15 protein-coding genes are annotated in these 16,425 nt (G+C 67.3%); 4 read left to right on the forward strand and 11 right to left on the reverse strand.

Translation table 11 applies throughout. The annotated features are described in order from the left end of the window. Window positions 1–186: 186 nt before the first annotated feature. Genes nrfD through fdh form a run of 3 tightly spaced genes read right to left on the reverse strand, consistent with a single transcriptional unit; the run spans window position 187 to window position 5,557 of the window. The gene (gene nrfD, locus NL241_RS18005) at window positions 187–1,260 is read right to left on the reverse strand and encodes an NrfD/PsrC family molybdoenzyme membrane anchor subunit (protein WP_494394606.1); all 1,074 of its coding nucleotides are present in this window, start codon (window positions 1,258–1,260) and stop codon (window positions 187–189) included. Next, the gene (locus NL241_RS18010) at window positions 1,257–2,237 is read right to left on the reverse strand and encodes a 4Fe-4S dicluster domain-containing protein (protein ID WP_487694734.1); all 981 of its coding nucleotides are present in this window, start codon (window positions 2,235–2,237) and stop codon (window positions 1,257–1,259) included. The genes nrfD and NL241_RS18010 overlap by 4 nt, the downstream gene beginning before the upstream one ends. Further along, on the reverse strand, window positions 2,237–5,557 hold the full coding sequence (gene fdh, locus NL241_RS18015; protein WP_494394607.1) for a formate dehydrogenase: 3,321 nt from the start codon (window positions 5,555–5,557) through the stop codon (window positions 2,237–2,239). The genes NL241_RS18010 and fdh overlap by 1 nt, the downstream gene beginning before the upstream one ends. Before the next feature lie 119 nt (window positions 5,558–5,676). Here fdh and NL241_RS18020 point away from each other — a divergent pair, with 119 nt between their 5' ends. Then, on the forward strand, window positions 5,677–6,009 hold the full coding sequence (locus tag NL241_RS18020) for a DUF3253 domain-containing protein (RefSeq protein WP_487694736.1): 333 nt from the start codon (window positions 5,677–5,679) through the stop codon (window positions 6,007–6,009). 38 nt (window positions 6,010–6,047) lie between these two features. After that, window positions 6,048–6,188 (forward strand): hypothetical protein, encoded by a 141-nt coding sequence (locus tag NL241_RS18025; RefSeq protein WP_494394608.1) that lies wholly within the window; start codon window positions 6,048–6,050, stop codon window positions 6,186–6,188. Window positions 6,189–6,213: 25 nt separating this feature from the next. Here NL241_RS18025 and NL241_RS18030 read toward each other — a convergent pair whose 3' ends face one another. The 6 genes from NL241_RS18030 to NL241_RS18055 all read right to left on the reverse strand — a co-directional run bounded on the left by NL241_RS18030 (window position 6,214) and on the right by NL241_RS18055 (window position 12,447). Further along, window positions 6,214–7,449 (reverse strand): acyltransferase family protein, encoded by a 1,236-nt coding sequence (locus NL241_RS18030; RefSeq protein ID WP_494394609.1) that lies wholly within the window; start codon window positions 7,447–7,449, stop codon window positions 6,214–6,216. Window positions 7,450–7,682: 233 nt separating this feature from the next. Continuing rightward, window positions 7,683–8,417, reverse strand: a complete 735-nt coding sequence (locus NL241_RS18035) for a DUF899 family protein (RefSeq protein WP_494394610.1) — start codon at window positions 8,415–8,417, stop codon at window positions 7,683–7,685. 38 nt (window positions 8,418–8,455) lie between these two features. Further along, window positions 8,456–9,811, reverse strand: a complete 1,356-nt coding sequence (locus NL241_RS18040; RefSeq protein ID WP_494398335.1) for an NtaA/DmoA family FMN-dependent monooxygenase — start codon at window positions 9,809–9,811, stop codon at window positions 8,456–8,458. A 38-nt stretch (window positions 9,812–9,849) separates the two neighbouring features. Then, window positions 9,850–10,755 carry a MetQ/NlpA family ABC transporter substrate-binding protein gene (locus NL241_RS18045; protein WP_494394611.1) on the reverse strand — a complete coding sequence of 302 codons (906 nt, stop codon included), beginning with the start codon at window positions 10,753–10,755 and terminating at the stop codon, window positions 9,850–9,852. A gap of 7 nt (window positions 10,756–10,762) precedes the next feature. Further along, the gene (locus NL241_RS18050; protein ID WP_487694744.1) at window positions 10,763–11,449 is read right to left on the reverse strand and encodes a methionine ABC transporter permease; all 687 of its coding nucleotides are present in this window, start codon (window positions 11,447–11,449) and stop codon (window positions 10,763–10,765) included. After that, window positions 11,446–12,447 carry a methionine ABC transporter ATP-binding protein gene (locus NL241_RS18055; RefSeq protein ID WP_494394612.1) on the reverse strand — a complete coding sequence of 334 codons (1,002 nt, stop codon included), beginning with the start codon at window positions 12,445–12,447 and terminating at the stop codon, window positions 11,446–11,448. The genes NL241_RS18050 and NL241_RS18055 overlap by 4 nt, the downstream gene beginning before the upstream one ends. 540 nt (window positions 12,448–12,987) lie before the next feature. Between NL241_RS18055 and NL241_RS18060 the strand changes: the two genes are divergently transcribed. Together NL241_RS18060 and NL241_RS18065 are read left to right on the forward strand one after the other, a co-directional pair. Further along, a complete protein-coding gene (locus tag NL241_RS18060) occupies window positions 12,988–13,362 on the forward strand; it encodes a hypothetical protein (RefSeq protein ID WP_494394613.1) in 375 nt (124 codons plus the stop codon). After that, window positions 13,359–14,477: an LLM class flavin-dependent oxidoreductase gene (locus NL241_RS18065; RefSeq protein WP_487694748.1), complete on the forward strand. Its 1,119-nt coding sequence runs from the start codon at window positions 13,359–13,361 to the stop codon at window positions 14,475–14,477. The genes NL241_RS18060 and NL241_RS18065 overlap by 4 nt, the downstream gene beginning before the upstream one ends. On the opposite strand, the gene NL241_RS18070 is transcribed toward NL241_RS18065, so the two are convergent. Both NL241_RS18070 and NL241_RS18075 read right to left on the reverse strand, forming a co-directional pair. Further along, window positions 14,445–14,942 (reverse strand): hypothetical protein, encoded by a 498-nt coding sequence (locus tag NL241_RS18070; protein WP_494394614.1) that lies wholly within the window; start codon window positions 14,940–14,942, stop codon window positions 14,445–14,447. The genes NL241_RS18065 and NL241_RS18070 overlap by 33 nt on opposite strands. An 88-nt stretch (window positions 14,943–15,030) precedes the next feature. Continuing rightward, window positions 15,031–16,425 (reverse strand): MCE family protein, encoded by a 1,395-nt coding sequence (locus NL241_RS18075; protein ID WP_494394615.1) that lies wholly within the window; start codon window positions 16,423–16,425, stop codon window positions 15,031–15,033.

Consider the following 16,425-nt stretch of genomic DNA (forward strand, 5'->3'; position numbering starts at 1 on the left):
GCGCAGCTGAGGGTCACGATGTCGCCGTCCAGCGGAGACGGCGGCAACCGTGGGCTGCGTCGGTCCCGAGGGTTTCGGCGCAACGGAAGTACTCGACACAGCTGAGGGCGCTGACCTGCGCTCTGCTGCCAGCCGACGACGACCGTCAGGTGCGTCTGGCCATAGCTGCGTGATGAGGTGCGCTGATCAGGTGGCGGTGGTGATGGAGTCGCCGGTCTGGCCGGCGGCGCGGCGGGCTGCGAGCCTGCGCTTCTGCGGTTCGATGGTGTAGCGCGGATCCCGGGCCGATTCGAGACCGGCCTCGAACACTCCGAAGCGGGTGAGCGCCGAGGCGGTCATCAACGCCAGCCCCGATGCTGCTGCGACGGCACGGTTGCGGCCCCCGAAGAGTGTGCCCAATCCGCCTGCGACAACCAGCCTTTCGCTCCATTTCAACACTCGGCCGGGTGCGCCGTGGTGCAGCGGTTCGGCGGTCACGGGGTCCATGTTGCGTTCCATCAGCTTCATCGCCACCAGGTCGCCGACCACACCCAGGACGGCAAGGCGGCGGGCGGGTCCGGTTTCCGAGACCGGCGTGGTGATCATCGCCAGACCCGACGCGGCCAGACTTGCCGAGCTGACGAACACGAACGGCAGGTGGCGGTGCCCGGCGTTCCAGGTGGGAGTGGCAGTGTCGGCCAGCAGCACCGCCGTGTAGACCCCCAGCGGTGGGGCGAGCGCGGCCGCCCCCAGACCGGCGGGACCTTCCACCGCCTGCAGCACACCGCGCAGCGGCCCCAGCGGTAGCCGCTCCCCCGTCATCCGGTCGATCTCGGCTACCGCCGCCACGCCCGCGCCGGCGCTGAAGGTGGCCAGGATCCACGAGCCGACACTCATCGGTGAGGTCAGCTTGATGGTGCGCAGCATGTTGACGAACCGTTCGGGACGGCCCAGGTCGGCAACCAGTGCACCGGCGCTGAGCGTCACCGCCGCCAGCGCCGACAACCGGGCGTTGCGCCGCAGCGTCGGCCGGCCCGTCAGTTGGGCGCCGGCCCCCAACAGCCCGGAACCGGCAGCGACGCCGCCGAGGAACAGGTAGGCGGCCACTTCGTGTCCCCACGGTGCCGGCTTGACCACGGGACGCCCGTAGTACGAGGTGAATTCGACCTCGGGCACCATCACCGACTCGTCGCGGCGGCCGCCCTTGCCTTGTCGTCTCCTGCGGCGTCTGCCGCGCGCGGGCTCCGGTGGCCGCAGGCTGTCGAACTCCGAGGTGCTCACGAGCCACCCTTCCAGAACGCGAACGCCGCTGCGGCGAACATGCCCGCACCGGCGACGGCCGCCCGTTTGAACATCGACACCAGATCCGCGGTGGGCACCCGCGGGTCCGGCGGCAGACCGTACACCTCGGGTTCGTCGAGCAGCAGGAAGATCGAACCGATGCCGCCCACTCCGTCGTTCTCGTTGGCGCCGTAGAGCCGCGCCTCGGTCTGCCCGCGGGCATGCAGCAGCGCCACCCGTTCCCGGGCCTGGGCCACCAGGTCGTCGTGGTCGCCGAACTTGATGGATGTGGTGGGGCAGGTCTGTGCGCAGGCCGGGGTCTGGTCCTCGATCAGCCGGTCGTAACAGAGCGTGCATTTCTGCGCGACGCCCCTCACCGGTTCCTTCTCCGCGGCATTCGGTCGTTGCGCATCGGAGCGCTGCGCCGGTGGGGTGTACGTGCCGTCCTTGCGCCGCTCCACCACACCGAACGGACAGCCCGCCACGCAGGTACCACAGCCGTTGCACACATCGTCCTGCACCACCACGGTGCCGAACTCGGTGCGAAACAGCGCCCCGGTCGGGCAGACATCCAGACACCCGGCGTGCGTGCAGTGCTTGCACACGTCAGAGGCCATCAGCCAACGGAACTCAGGGGTGTCGGGGATCTTCGTCTCCGCCGGCGCACCCACGGCGGGCATGCCCAGGCCGATCAGCTGCCGGCCCGATTCGCGTGCCTCGTCGATCCGGTCGCGTGTCTGCTCGATGAACGCCACATGCCGCCAGGTGCTGGCCCCGAGCTGGCCGGTGTTGTCGTAGGACGAGCCCAGGATCTCGAGGTCACCGTCGAGCGGGTTGCGGTTCCACTCCTTGCACGCCACCTCGCAGGCCTTGCAGCCGATGCAGATCGACGTGTCGGTGAAAAATCCCTTGCGCGGCTTGGGATCCGGCCACCGCGCGTCACCGGTGGGATCGGTAGGTCCGGCCAGCTGGCCCATCAGCCCTCCCTCGTCGGGTCGGTGATCGTCGTCGGTTCGGTGAGCCGGGTATTGCCGGTTTCCGTGGTGATACCCGCCCGCGACTGATACTCCTCGATCAACCTCAGCATCGCCTCACCCTGCGGCCGGCGGCCGGGCTGGATATCGCAGGAGCCGGCTTTGGATTCCTGGATCTGCACATTGGGATCCAGCGTCAGGCCCAGCAGGTCATTGGCGGCATCACCACTGACCACCGCGTCGCCGCCGACACCCCAGTGATACGGCAGACCGATCTGGTGCACGGTGTGGCCGCCGATGAGAAGCGGTGTCATCCGCTCGGTGACCAACACCCGGGCCTCGATGGCCGCGCGGGGCGACACGATGGTGGCCCACCCGTACGGCTCGAGCCCGCGCTCGGCTGCCAGTTCCGGTGACACTTCGCAGAACATCTCCGGTTGCAGCTCAGCCAGATACGGCAACCACCGGCTCATCCCACCGGCCGTGTGGTGTTCGGTGAGACGGTAGGTGGTGAAGACGTACGGGTAGACCTCCACCCCCGGTTCCCCGGCGCTCGGTGCGCTGAGATTGTCCTTGCGCGGGAACATGATTCGCGACGGGCTCTGTTGCTGCGGGTACAACGCGTTGGCCACCGGCGACTCCTGTGGCTCGTAGTGCGTCGGGAGCGGCCCGTCGATCATGCCCTTGGGCGCGAACAGCCAACCCTTGCCGTCGGCCTGCATGATGAACGGGTCATCCCCCGAAATCGCCGCCGAGCCACCCAGATCCGGGTCGGGACGTGCACTCGGGGCCCGGTCCAGCGGGAAGTCGGGCACGTCATCACCCACCCAACGGCCCATTTCCTCATCCCACCAGATGTAACGCTTGCGCTCGCTCCACGGTTTTCCGTCCGGGTCGGCGGAGGCACGGTTGTAGAGGATGCGGCGGTCGGCCGGCCATACCCAGCCCCATTCCCGCTGAGCACGCGTCGGCCCACCCTGCGGTACCCGCCGGGCGGACTGGTTGACACCGTCTTGGAACACCCCGGAGTAGATCCAGCAGCCGGCAGCGGTGGACCCGTCGGCCCGCAACTCGGGAAAGCCGGCGACCAGCTTGCCCGCGTCGTCCCCGGTCAGGTGCCGGCCGTTGATCTCCGCCAGTACCGACTCACCGTCGGGTTCACCGTGCTCGTCGACGGGATAGTCCCAGGTGAGGTCGAGCAGCGGACGGTCCCGCTGGTCAGTAGAGCCGGCCAGCCGCGCCCGGATACGGTGGCCCAGTTCGATGAAGAACTCCAACTCGCTCTGGCAGTCACCCGGCGGATTGACGGCCTTGTGCCGCCACTGCAGCATGCGTTGGGTCTGGGTGAACGTGCCCGCTTTCTCGACGTGGGTGGCCGCCGGAAAGAAGAACACCTCGGTCTGAATGTCCTCGGTCTTGAGTTCACCCGAAGCGATCTCGGGGCCGTCCTTCCACCAGGTGGCGGACTCGATCATGTTGAGATCGCGCACCACAAGCCATTTCAGGTGTGACATGCCGAGGCGTTGCATCCGGCCGTGCGAAGAACCGACCGCGGGGTTCTGCCCCAAAAGGAAGTACCCCTCCACCTCGTCGTCGAGCATGGCCATGACGGTCTGGTACGTGCCGTGTGGGCCGGTCAGGCGCGGCAGATAGTCGTAGGCCCAGTCGTTGTCCTCGCGGGCGGCCTCACCCCACCACGCCTTGAGCAGGCTGACGGTGTAGGCGTCGGCGTTGGCCCAGAAACCCTTCTGCTTCTTGGAACCCACTTGTTCGATGTAGTCGGCGAACGTGTTGTGCGTGCCGGCTTTCGGCATCGGGAGATAGCCCGGCAGCAGGTTGAACAGCGTCGGGATGTCGGTGGAACCCTGGATGCTGGCGTGCCCGCGCAACGCCATGATGCCGCTGCCGGGGCGGCCGACATTGCCCATCAACAACTGCAGAATGGTTGCGGTACGGATGAATTGGGCGCCGAGGGTGTGCTGGGTCCAGCCCACCGCGTACGCGAAGCAGGTGGTGCGCTCACGGCCGGAGTTCTCGACGATCGAGTCCGCCAGGTAGTGGAAGTCCTGCACCGTGATACCGCACACGTCGCGCACCATCTCCGGGGTGTAGCGGGAGTAATGCCGTTTGAGGATCTGGAACACCGTGTGCGGATCCTGAAGGGTCTCATCGCGTTTGACGCGGGCGTGTTCCAGCGCGGGTCCGGCGTTGCCATGGGCGTCACCCGCCGCCCGCTCGGAGGCGTTCGCGCCGGATTCATGCCCCCCGCCGGGCTGTTCGATGGTGCCGTCCCCGTCGTCGTGACCCTCCTCCTGGTAGGCCCACGACGACATGTCGTACTGCCCGGTCTCCGGGTCGAAGCCGGAGAACAGACCGCCGAGATCCTCGGTGTCCTTGAAGTCCTCGTTGATCAGGGTCGCGGCGTTGGTGTAGGCGACCACGTACTCCTTGAACCACAGGTCGTTGGTCAGCACATGGTTGATCAACGCACCCAACAGCACCACGTCGGAGCCGGCGCGGATCGGAATGTGCTTGTCCGACACCGCCGATGTGCGGGTGAACCGTGGATCGACATGGATGATCCGGGCACCGCGCGAGCGAGCTTCCTCCACCCATTGGAAGCCCACCGGATGGCACTCGGCCATGTTGGAGCCCTGGATGATGATGCAGTCCGCGTTGGCCATGTCCTGCAGTGACTGGGTGGCGCCGCCGCGCCCGAAGGAGGTTCCCAGACCGGGAACCGTGGCGGAGTGTCAAATACGGGCTTGGTTCTCGATCTGAACGGCGCCGGCGGCGGTGAACAACTTCTTGATGACGTAGTTCTCTTCGTTGTCCAGCGTCGCCCCGCCGAGTGCGGCGATCCCCATGGTGCGGCGCAGCAGGTTGCCCTTCTTGTCGATTTCCTGCCAGGCGTTACGGCGGGACTCGATGAACCTGTCGGCCACCATGTCGATGGCCTTGTCGCGGTCGATGCGCTGCCACTCGGTGGCGCCGGGCGCGCGGTAGAGCATGTGGATCTGCCGTCCCGGCGAGTTGACCAGCTGCTCGCTGGCAGATCCTTTCGGGCAGAGCCGTCCCCGCGAGATCGGCGAATCGGGATCACCCTCGATCTGCACCACCCGTTCGTCCTTGACGTACACCCGCTGTCCGCAGCCGACGGCGCAGTACGGGCACACGCTCTGCACCACGCGGTCCGCCGTGGCCGTACGAGGAGTGACCGCACGCGTGCGTTTGGACGTCACCGCAGGTCCCCGTCCCAACAGATCGCCGGACTTCAGTTGCCGCAGTACCGGCCACTCGAGGAAGAACTTCGGGGCTGCCATGCCCACAAAGCTACTCTGCGCGCCTGCTCACCTCCCATGCGTCGCGCCCGGATTTCGCGACGTGTCGAAAGGCGATCGGTGTCCTTGACGGCGGGCGAGCGCGCGCATTGACTCGAGACATGAGTCAGCAGTTGCAGGCCGAACTGCGAAGAGCCGCCGAAGACGGCGACGAATCCGCCGGCACCGCCCTGAGCGACCGGCCGATCCGGGAGCGGCTCGAAGCCGCGATCCTGGCGCTGGCCGTGCACCGCGGTCCCGACAGCAGTACCTGCCCGTCGGATGCCGCCCGCGCCGTCGGGGGCGATGATTGGCGCTCCGTGATGGACGACGCGCGGGAGATCGCGCGGGATCTCGCCAGGTCCGGCGACGTCGAGATCACGCAGCGCGGCGAGGTGGTGAACCCGGACGCCGACTGGCACGGGCCCATCCGAATTCGCATCACGCGGCGCTGAGCTGGTTACTGCGCGCGGCATTGGGTATCGAACCGAACATGACGTCGCCAGAGCCGACAGACCGGCAGTCCGAGGAGAGCACCGGCGAGACCGAGGTCCCGCCCGCCAATCCCGCTTATGCGACCCCTCCGCCCGAGGGTCTGCCGGACGCCGACACCGACACCGACACCTACACCTAGACCAACATGGCGACCCGAACGGACCTCAGCCCGCGCGGGCCGTGACCGTATCGGGCTCGTCGTCGTGAACCGACTTCAGCGCGCCGTGCGGATGGTCCGAGGTCTTCTCCGACCGTAGGTCCACCGGCAGGTCACGTACGTCCACCATCCGTCGCATCCAGAGTCGGGCGGGTTCTTCGACCACGTGATACAGCAGCGCCGACGCCAGCAGGGCGCCGAGCACCAGCCCCGCGACCACCGCCTTGGCCCACACACTGGGCACCAGGACGATCTCGAACTGGAGGACCGCCCAGTTCCAGGCGGTGTGGATGATCTCGTGGACCATGTAGAGGCTGAAGGAGATGTGCCCGAGGTAGACCATGGGCCGCAGTGCGAGAAACGCGGGCAGGCTGCCCGCGCCGATCGCCAGGGCCACCACCAACGGCACGAACAGCACGTCGACCAGTCCGGCAGCGTCGTAGATCCTCGGATTGGGATGTGCGTCGAACCAGTAGAGCAGGCCGATGATGCCCGCCGTCAACAGCAGTGCCGACCACCCGGCGGCCCGCCGCGACCGGTCGCCGAGCCGCAGTTTGCGCACCGCGGCGCAGGCCAGCGCGCCGGCGATGAACTGCATGACGATGCGCGGTAGCCAGCTCCACGGGGTGTAGAAGAATCCGCTCGCCAGCAGCAACAGCGTCGGTGGCAGCGAGGCGATGACGGCCAGGACCAGCAAGCCCCGTCCACGGGTCACGTGCCCGATCCGGTAGATCACCAGGACCACGGCCCCGAACAGCAGATAGGCCAGCCATTCGGCGCTGATGGACCAGGCGGGCCCGTTCCAGCTGGTGCCGTCGAAGAACGGTTCGAACCAGAGCTGGAGGAGGAAGAACTGCCGCAGGTAGTTGCCCGCGGTGAGCTCGCCGGCAGCTTCGGAGGGGATGTGGCCGACGTACAGCGTGAAGATGATCCACAGTGCCGCCAGGTGCATGGTCACCAGGTAGATCGGCCAGACCCGTGCCAACCGCAGCCACAAGAATCGCAGCGTGGACTTGGTGGACCACCGTGGGCCCATCTTGTCCAGGTAACTCCAGGTGAGCACGAAGCCGCTGAGGATGAAGAACAGGTCGACGCCCTGGGCGCCGCTGTTGAGGATCGGCGCCAACGCCGAGCGGAAGCCGGGCGCGGCCTGCTCGAGCAGCGGCCGGAAGTGGAACAGCACCACCCACAGGGCAGCCACGATGCGCAGGCCGGATAGGGCTTTGATCTCTCCGGTGCGCACAAGACTCTTTCGTGAGGGACTCTGCCGATTACGTTCCGTACTGGTGAACGACGGGGTGGCACGCTTTGCGCAACAACACCCGACAGTGTTTGGAGGTTACCAGCGCGGCCGGGCTCTGGCGGTGAGCCAACGCCTGTGAGGGTGCTGCGAGCGGCGTTTGTGGCGGACATCACCGCTGTTCAGGAGCGGTATGACGACAACCGGCCGGCCCGCCGCGCGCCCGGGGGTGTCGGTCAGCCGCTCAGCTGGTCGGAGCGACCGGCCGCCAATCGCGACCACTGCGCAGTGGGGCGGCCGTCGGTGCGGAACTGCTGGCCGGCTGTCTCGATGGACCGCGGCCACCCGGCAGGTGAGTCCTCCCAGGTTTCCTGGCGGCCATAGACAGTCAGGTCGAGCAGGTGATAGCTGGTACCGCCGGCCTCGGTGCCCCGGCCGGTGTTCCAATACGTTTCGAACACCCGCTCACCGTCACGCAGATAGGCCGCGTACGCACCGAAGTGACGACCGCCCAGCAGCGTCGTGGCCGACTCGCCCCGCAGCGAGTACCACGGCATCTGCCACCCCATGAAGTCGCGATACCGGGCGCTCTCGTCGTACGGGCCCTGGCAGAACGTCGCGTAGGTGACGTCGCGGCTGTGGAGATAGGACAGTTCGGTGGCATGCCCGGTGAAGAAGGTGCAGCCCTCGCACTGCTGCGCGGCGGGCTTGCCGTCGTGCCACATGTGCAGATACACCAGCAGTTGGCTACGGCCTTGGAAGACCTGGTGCAGCGACACCGGGCCGTCGGCGCCCACCAGGGTGATGTTCGCGTCGACTTCGACCATCGGGAGCCGGCGCCGGGCCGCCGCGATGGCGTCACCCTCGCGGGTATGGGCCTTCTCGCGCTCCAGCAGCTGATCCAGCTCGGCCTGCCAGGCGGCCCGGTCGACGACGGCGGGCAGTGGGCGGTGTGTGTCGATGTTTCCCATACAGACACAGACCGATGGGCACACCGAAAGTCACCGGTCTAGTTGCCGACCCCGTTCAGCAGATCGTTGTCGGTGAAGGCGCCGCGGTATTCCGCGGCCGGATGCGAATCCGGCAACCGGTCACCGCGGCCCAGCAGCTTGTGACGCAAGGTGCCGGACTTCTCGGTGGCGATCAGGCCGCGCTCACGCAGCGTCGGGAACAACCGGTCCGCGACTTCCTGGAAGGAGCCCGGGACGGTGGCGTGGTAGACGTTGATGCCGTTGACACCGGCCTCGCGCCACTCCTCGAGGTAATCCGCGATCTCATCCGCGGTGCCGACCACGCGGTTGGCGCCCTCCATCACCCAGGCGAGGTCGCGGATGGTGGGCTCGTCGTTGCCCGAGGACTCGGCGGCCCAGCGGGCGTAACTCTTCACCCCGGTGAACTCCCCCAACTCGCTCAGCGGCGTGTCGAGCGGGTGACTGCCCGCATCGATACCGGCATCGCCGAGGGCATGCAGCGCGATGCCCTCCAGATCGAGGTACCGCTTGATCTCGTCGTTGCGCCGTACCGCCTCGGCGTGAGTGTCACCGATGACGAACGACAGACCCTGGGCGAAGGTGATGTCGTCGGGGTCGCGGCCGTTCTGCACAGCCAGGGCCCGGGTCTCGGTGGTGAGGGTGTGCGCGGCTTCGGGGTTGGGGCTGCTGATGTAGACGCCCTCGGCGTTGCGGGCCGAGAACAGCTGCCCCGCGGGCGACGAACCGGCCTGGAACAGCACCGGGGTGCGCTGCGGCGACGGTGAGGAGAAGTGCGGGCCTTCGACCTTGTAGCGCTTGCCGACGTGGTTGATCTTGTGGATCTTCGACGGGTCCGAGTGCACACCACGCTCTTTGTCCTGCACCAGGCCGTCGTCGTCCCACGATCCTTCCCAGAGCTTGTAGGCGACCTCGACGTATTCGTAGGCCCACTCGTATCTTTCGTCGTGCGCGAGCGTGCCCTCATGGCCGAAACTGCGGAACATGTTCTCGTTGAAGCTCGTCACGATGTTCCAGCCGAGGCGGCCGTCGGTGTAGTGATCCAGCGACGACATCCGGCGCGCGAAGTCGAACGGGTGGTCCTGGATGATCGAACTGGTGAACACGATGCCCAGGTTCTCGGTGGCCGCGGCCAGCGCCGAGGCCAGCACCGAGGGGTCGTTCACCGGGATCTGGATGCCCGCTTCGACGGCCTTGCGCCAGTTGCCGTTCCACGTCTGACGCAGACCGAAGACATCGGCGAAGAACAGCAGGTCGTAGCCGGCCTTGTCCACGGCGGTGGCCAGCGACGTCCAGTGCCGCAGCTCGTTGAACTTGTGGTTCTGCGCTTCCGGTGCCCGCCAGAGCCCATGCAGCACATGGGACGCGGTGTTCATGACGAACGCCGAATAGTACAGCGGGCGTTTGGAATCCGTCACTGGCCGATCGGTCCCAGCGTGTCGCGGATCAGCGGGTTGTCGGTGGTCTCCAGGAATTCGGCGATCTTCGGGTCCTGGAACGTCTCGATGAGCTTCTGCACGTTCGGATCGTCGAGGTGCTTGTTGCTCACCACGAGCCCACCCTCGCTGCCCTTCGGTGCGGGATGCCGCGCCAGGATCTGCTCTTCGGTCAGACCCGCGGCGTACACGTCGGAGATGTGGACGGTGACCGCGTCGACATCGGCAAGGCTGCGGGCCAGCTGACCGATGGGCACCTGGACGAATTCGTAGTTCTTCGGGTTGGACTCGATGTCACCGAGCTGCGGCAGACCCTCGATGGTGTCCTTACCCGGCTTGAGGGTGATCTGGCCGGCCTCGGCGAGATCCAGCAGGGCGATGGCCTGGCCGGCGGGGTCGTCGCGCAGCGCGATACTTGCGCCGTTGGGCAGCTCATCCCAGCTGCGGTAGTTGTTCGAATAGGTGGCCTGGTCCCAGGTGAACGTCGGTGCGGCCAGCGTCAGTTCGAAGCCGTTGGCGGCGATGGCGTCATTGAGGAAGGGCTGGTGTTCGAAGAAGTTGCCCGCCACGTTGCCGGCGTCGACGGCACGGTTGATCTCGATCAGGTTGTCGATCTGGACCGGTTCGATGGTGATGCCGTGATCAGGAGCCACGTCCTCGGCGATGAATTGCAGCAGGTTCTCGGCGGCGATGTCGGTGCTCCACGTCGCGACCTTGAGGTTGGTGCCGAACGGCTGGTCCGAGTTGGACGTGTTGGCGTACACGATGCCGCCGACGATCGCGACGACGGCGACCACCGCGCCCGCGATCCACGGCCACCGGTTCTTCTTCTTGATCTCGAGGTCGACGCCACCGGCGCCCGACGTGCTGGTGTCACTGGTCATGATTTTCCTAACGGGTGAGTGCGGCGACCACACGGTCACCGACGAATTGGACGACCTGGATGGTCACGATCAACGTGATCACCGTGGCGATCATGATGTTGTCGTCGAAACGGTTGTAGCCGTAGGTGATTGCGAGGTTGCCGATACCGCCTGCGCCGATGGACCCGGCGATCGCCGAGTATTCGATCATCGCGATCGTGTTCACCGTCAGAGCGCCGGCCAGAGCGGGCAGCGCCTCGGACAGTTGCACCGACCGGATGACCTGGACCGCCGAGCCGCCGGAGGCCCGGCCCATGTCGGTGACATCGGAGCGCACGTCGCGCAGCGCGTTCTGCACCAGCCGGGCGAAGAACGGCACTCCGGCGACGGTCATGGGCACGATCGCCGCGGGTATGCCGATGGTGGTGCCGACGATGAACCGGGTCACCGGGATGATGGCGGCCATCAGGATCAGGAACGGCAGCGAACGTCCGATGTTGACGATGGTGTTGAGCACCCGGAACACCCGTGGATCCGGGAACAGTCCCAGCTCGGAGGTGTTGTGCAGGATGATCCCGACCGGTGTGCCGATCAGCACCACCAGCACCATGGTGACCCCGACCATCACCCACGTCTGGCCGTAGGCGGGCAGCAACAAGCTGGGAACGTTCGCCCAGGGGGTGTTGAAGTCCTCGACGGCGAGCAGAGTCGTCACGCCAACACCTCCGCCACCGGGGCGGTGGTGGCCCGGACGTGCAGACCGCGGTCGGTCAGGTAGTCCTTGAAACCGGTTGGTGCAGAGGGAGATATGGCCAGGACCGCACGTCCGACCGCGATCCCCCGGATCGATTCGACGCTGGCGCTGAGCACGCTCACCTTGGCGTCGGAGATCCCCGGCGCCGTCTGGATCGACGTCAGCCAGTCCAGCGGCACCTCGCGGGACGCGTACGAGACCTCCCACACCTCGCCGCCGCCCTGCAACGGCACGCTGGGCCGGTCCGGGAGCAGTTCGTGGGCCAGCAGCGAGGTGGGATCGAGGATGATGTCCTCCACCGAGCCGCTCTCGATGATGCGGCCTTCGTCGATGCGGGCCACCGAGTCGGCGATCTCGCGAACCACTTCCATCTCGTGGGTGATCAGGATGATCGACAGCCCGTACTCGTCGCGCAGATGGCTCAGCAACGCCAGGATCTGCTTGGTCGTCGTGGGGTCCAGGCCCGAGGTCGCCTCATCGGACAACAGGTTCGACGGACCCAGCGCCAGTGCCCGGGCGATCCCGACACGCTGCTTCTGGCCGCCGGAGAGTTGGGCCGGGAAGTATTCGCTGCGCTCGGTGAGGCCCACCCGGTCCAGCAGTTCGGCGACACGCTTCTGAATGGACGCGTCGGTGGCGTGCAGGTACTCCAACGGCAGTGCCACGTTCTGCGCGACCGTCCGGCGCCGCAACAGCGGCGCCGACTGGAAGATCACGCCGACACTGCGGCGCGCGGCAAGCAACTCGGCGCCCTCGATCCGGGTGAAGTCCTTGCCGTCCACCCGGACGGTGCCGCTGGTCGGGCGCTCCAGAAAGCTCACACACCGCGACAGGGTGCTCTTGCCCGCACCGCTGGGGCCGACGACGGCCAGGATCTCGCCGCTGCCGACGGACAGGGAGATGTCGTCAAGCACGGTGCGATCCCCGAACCGTTTGGTCAGGTTCTCGATCTCGATCATGGAAGCTCTCTTGTTTCACAGATATGCCGGACGGCGAAGGGAGGGGGGAAGCGGCCGTCCGGTCAGACAGCGGCTCAACGTACGCAGCCGCGCACGAGCCGAGAAGAATAGGAATCGTGCTGATCTGAAGTTGGCTCCCCGGCTCGGCCGCAATACCCCGCTGACGTGCCCGAATCGCTCCGGGGTGAGGTGAGCCACAGCCACCTCCCGGTCACGGGCCGACTAGGATCACCCCCGGGGGTCATGAACCAACTGCAATGAAACGGGATTGAATGGCACGTGACCCGTTGAAAGCACGCAGCCCGAGATTCGGGGTGTGGGCCAACGTCCACGGCACCATGGCCGCCCTGGGGCACCCCGAGGACCCGGTGGATGCGTCCTGGCCGCGGGCGCGCGATCAGATCCTGCTGGCCGAACAGCTCGGCTTCGACACCACGCTGATCGCCCAGCACACCATGAACCCGCTCGACGAGTCGCTGGACCAGCTCGACGCCTGGAGTGCCGCGGCCGCGAAACGGATTGGCTCCATTGCGGTTCGGGATGGCCGCATTCGTGGTCACCGCGCCCACACAGCGCGAGGCCGCCGAGCTGCTGCAGTACCACTGGGAACTCAACGCCGCCGACAAGACCGGCGACGGGGACACCATCGACCGGTTCATCCGCGACACCGACCCCGCCTCGGTGATGTGGCAGCGGCTGCGGGAACGTCCGCACGTCGGACCCAACGGCGGTACCGCGGCCGGGCTGGTCGGTGACTACGACACCGTCGCCGCCCGTATCGTCGACTGGTACACCGGTGGGATCGAGACTTTCATGTTGGCGTTCCAGCCGTTCGAGGATGAGATGCGGCGCTTCGCCGCGGAGATCATGCCGCGGGTGCGCGAGTTGGTGAAGAGATCGGAGATTGCGTCGTGAGTCTGAAGTTCCACTGGTATCTGCCCACCCACGGTGACACCACTGCCATCGCCGACAACCGTGGCAGCGCGGCGTCGCGGTCGCAGTCACATCTGGAGCCGTCGCTGGAGAACCTGACCGCGCTGGGCCGCGCTGCCGAGGACCTCGGCTTCGAAGCGGTGCTCACCCCCACCGGATCTCACTGCGAGGACTCGTGGATCGCGACCGCGGCGCTGGCCCAGCACACCCGGCGGTTGAAGTACCTGGTGGCGTTTCGCCCCGGTGTGCTCTCGCCGAGTCTGGCCGCCGCCCAGGTGAGCACCTACCAACGGTTCACCGGAAACCGGTTGGCGCTCAACATCGTCACCGGCGGCGACGACGCCGAGATGCACCGCTACGGCGACCAGGTCGACAAGTCGGCGCGCTACCGCCGCACCGGCGAGTTCCTCACCGTGGTGCGAGGGATCTGGAACAACCCCGAATTCTCTTTCCGCGGTGAGTTCTACGACGTGGCCGAGGCCAGGACGGCCTATCCCATCGAGCATGTGCCCACCATCTACTTCGGTGGCTCCTCCCCCGAGGCCATCGAGGTGGCCGCCGAGCACGCCGATGTCTATCTGACCTGGGGTGAACCGCCCGAGCAGGTCGCCGACAAGATCGGCCGGGTCCGCGCCGCGGCCGCGCGCCATGGGCGCACCCTGCGGTTCGGTCTGCGACTGCACACCGTGGCCCGGCCCACCCACGAGCAGGCCTGGCAGCGGGCCGAAGAGCTCATCGACGGGCTCTCCGCCGAGCAGGTGCGCGCCACTCACGAGCGCTACCTGGCCAGCGGTTCGGAGGGCCAGCGCCGGATGGCGGCACTGACCACGGGCGATCTGGTGGACGCCCGCAGCCTCGAGGTCCATCCGGGCCTGTGGGCCGGGCCCAGCCTGCTGCGCGACGGCGCCGGCACGGCCGCCACCGGCAGCTACGAGGAGGTGGCTGCGGTGTTCGAGGAGTACAGCCGCCTTGGTATCACCGAGTTCATACTGTCGGGTTATCCGCAGTCCGACGAGATCCAGCATGTCGGCAAGGGTGTGCTCCCCCTGCTGGCGCAGCGGCGATCAGCTGCCGCTGCCGCCCACCTCAGCGGGTAGCGGCGGACGGTCATCGACCGGCGTCGGGGTCGTCTGCGCCCCTGCCGGCGCTGCCGGTTCCGCCGGGGTCGCCGTGCCGTGGAAGTCCAGCATCGTCTCCTCGCGAATGGTTCGCGATCCGCTGCTGATCACCAGGTCGGTGGAGGTCACGGTGTAGGTGATGCCGTCACGGGTGGCGGCGTAGGCGCCACTGCGCGAGGTGGCGGGCAGGATCAGCCGGGCACCGTCGCGGACCCGAACCCCGCGGTACTGCAGCCCGTCTGCCGTTTCGCAGATTGCCACCCGCGACCCCGCGGTACTCCCGAACACCACCGTGTCGGCTACCGAGGCGCACCGAGCCGTCGACTCGAGGTAGCCCTGGCCGTCGAACGGCGGTGCCGCATGCGCCGGGCCGGCACCAGCCCATAGGGCAGCCGAACACGCGGCGGTCGCCAGGGTTGTCGGTAACACGCGGGAGGTAGCCATCGCTGTCCAAGACATCACACGGGAATTCCCCACGCCAGGTGGCACCCCGGCACCCCGACCCGATCGTTAGCCGATCGCAACACGGGGGTTATCGGCCCGGCGGTGTCAGCAGCGACTCCCAGGACTTCTCGGTGGATGCGCCCGCGGCCAGGTCATGTCGCCTCTGCACCGTGCCGTCCGGCGCCAGGTAGGTACCGGTGCCGGGGTCGTATTCAGCGATGGGCAGTTGCGGTACCGGCTGCCCGGGCAGCGTGGCGTTGGGATCACCTTTCCAGTTCATGCCGTCGTTCAACGGAGCGTAGGTCTCGGCGCTTTCGCACATCGCCACCGTCGGCGCCCGTTTCCCCGGCACCGTCTGGCACGGAATGTTGCGCACCCCACGCACATTGAACATCGAGTCCTGTGGGATGCGGCAGTACAGGTCACCCGCAGGCCGGTCGGGAGCATCCTCGAGTGCGGGTGCACGGCGCTGCTGGGCCGGCAGGAACCCGGTGGTGCACGGCGGCGGCAGATTGAAGTTCAGGTTGAAATCGAGGTACCCGCCGGGAGGAAGGCCGGTGCCGTGGGAGGGCACTCCGAGTTGCTGGAAGATCGCGGTGCCCTGTGGGAACAGCACCAGGATCTGCTCGAGACTCGCCTGATAGGCCAGGGCGACCTCTCCGACACTCACCAGGTTGGCCAACAGGATCGGCACGGTCGGTCGCACCCGATCCAGCAGTGCCCGTGTCTCTTCGGCGGCCGGGCCGCCGCCCCGCAGCACACCGGCCACGGCGGCATCACTGCCCCGCAACTGCGCCGTGACGTCAGCGACATGCGCCGACCAGGCCTGGATCGCGGCAGCGGTGTCGCCCTGGGAGTCCAGTACCGGAGCCGACTGGTCGAACAGCGTGGTCAGGGGGCCGAGGTTGTCGCGGGCGTCGACGGCCAGCGTGGTGGCACCTCTGATCAGTCGGTTCAGTTCCGGACCCAATCCGCCTACAGCAGTGGCGGATTCGTCGATCGCTGTGCGCAGATCGTCACCGGGGATGGCCAGCAGACCGGCGTTGGTGGCTTCCAGCAGTTCGTTGAGATCGGCGGGGATCGTGGTGCGGGCCAACGGGATCACGTCACCGTCGCGCAGCGGTGGCGCGCTTTCGGAGCGCGGTAACAGGGCCACGTACTGTTCGCCGACCGCGGACTGGCTGTGCACCTCGGCGTCGAGATCCGACGGAATGTCGACATCCGAGCGCAACGCCAACACCGCTTCGACACCGGTGGCGTTCAGCCGGACCTGCTCGACGCGGCCGACACCCACGCCGCGGTAGGTGACGTTCCCACTCGGGTACAGCCCGGCGGTTTCGGGCAGTTGCACCACCACCTCGTATTGCCCGATGCCCACCATCGCGGGCACTTTGACGTAGTTGACGGCCATCACCACGGCGGCGGTCAGCCCCACCACCAGCAGCACCGCGAGCTGTATCCGGGTGCGTCGGGTCAGTCGCAT

Source organism: Mycolicibacterium sp. SMGY-1XX, from assembly GCF_059132455.1.

Bases quoted from the DNA above. Each gene is read 5' to 3' on its own strand.
- NL241_RS18010 (WP_487694734.1), bottom strand. From the start codon at position 2,237: ATGGGCCAGCTGGCCGGACCTACCGATCCCACCGGTGACGCGCGGTGG.
- NL241_RS18020 (WP_487694736.1), top strand. From the start codon at position 5,677: ATGAGTCAGCAGTTGCAGGCCGAACTGCGAAGAGCCGCCGAAGACGGC.
- NL241_RS18025 (WP_494394608.1), top strand. From the start codon at position 6,048: ATGACGTCGCCAGAGCCGACAGACCGGCAGTCCGAGGAGAGCACCGGC.
- NL241_RS18035 (WP_494394610.1), bottom strand. From the start codon at position 8,417: ATGGGAAACATCGACACACACCGCCCACTGCCCGCCGTCGTCGACCGG.
- NL241_RS18040 (WP_494398335.1), bottom strand. From the start codon at position 9,811: ATGAACACCGCGTCCCATGTGCTGCATGGGCTCTGGCGGGCACCGGAA.
- NL241_RS18045 (WP_494394611.1), bottom strand. From the start codon at position 10,755: ATGACCAGTGACACCAGCACGTCGGGCGCCGGTGGCGTCGACCTCGAG.
- NL241_RS18055 (WP_494394612.1), bottom strand. From the start codon at position 12,447: ATGATCGAGATCGAGAACCTGACCAAACGGTTCGGGGATCGCACCGTG.
- NL241_RS18060 (WP_494394613.1), top strand. From the start codon at position 12,988: ATGGCCGCATTCGTGGTCACCGCGCCCACACAGCGCGAGGCCGCCGAG.
- NL241_RS18070 (WP_494394614.1), bottom strand. From the start codon at position 14,942: ATGGCTACCTCCCGCGTGTTACCGACAACCCTGGCGACCGCCGCGTGT.
- NL241_RS18075 (WP_494394615.1), bottom strand. From the start codon at position 16,425: ATGCGACTGACCCGACGCACCCGGATACAGCTCGCGGTGCTGCTGGTG.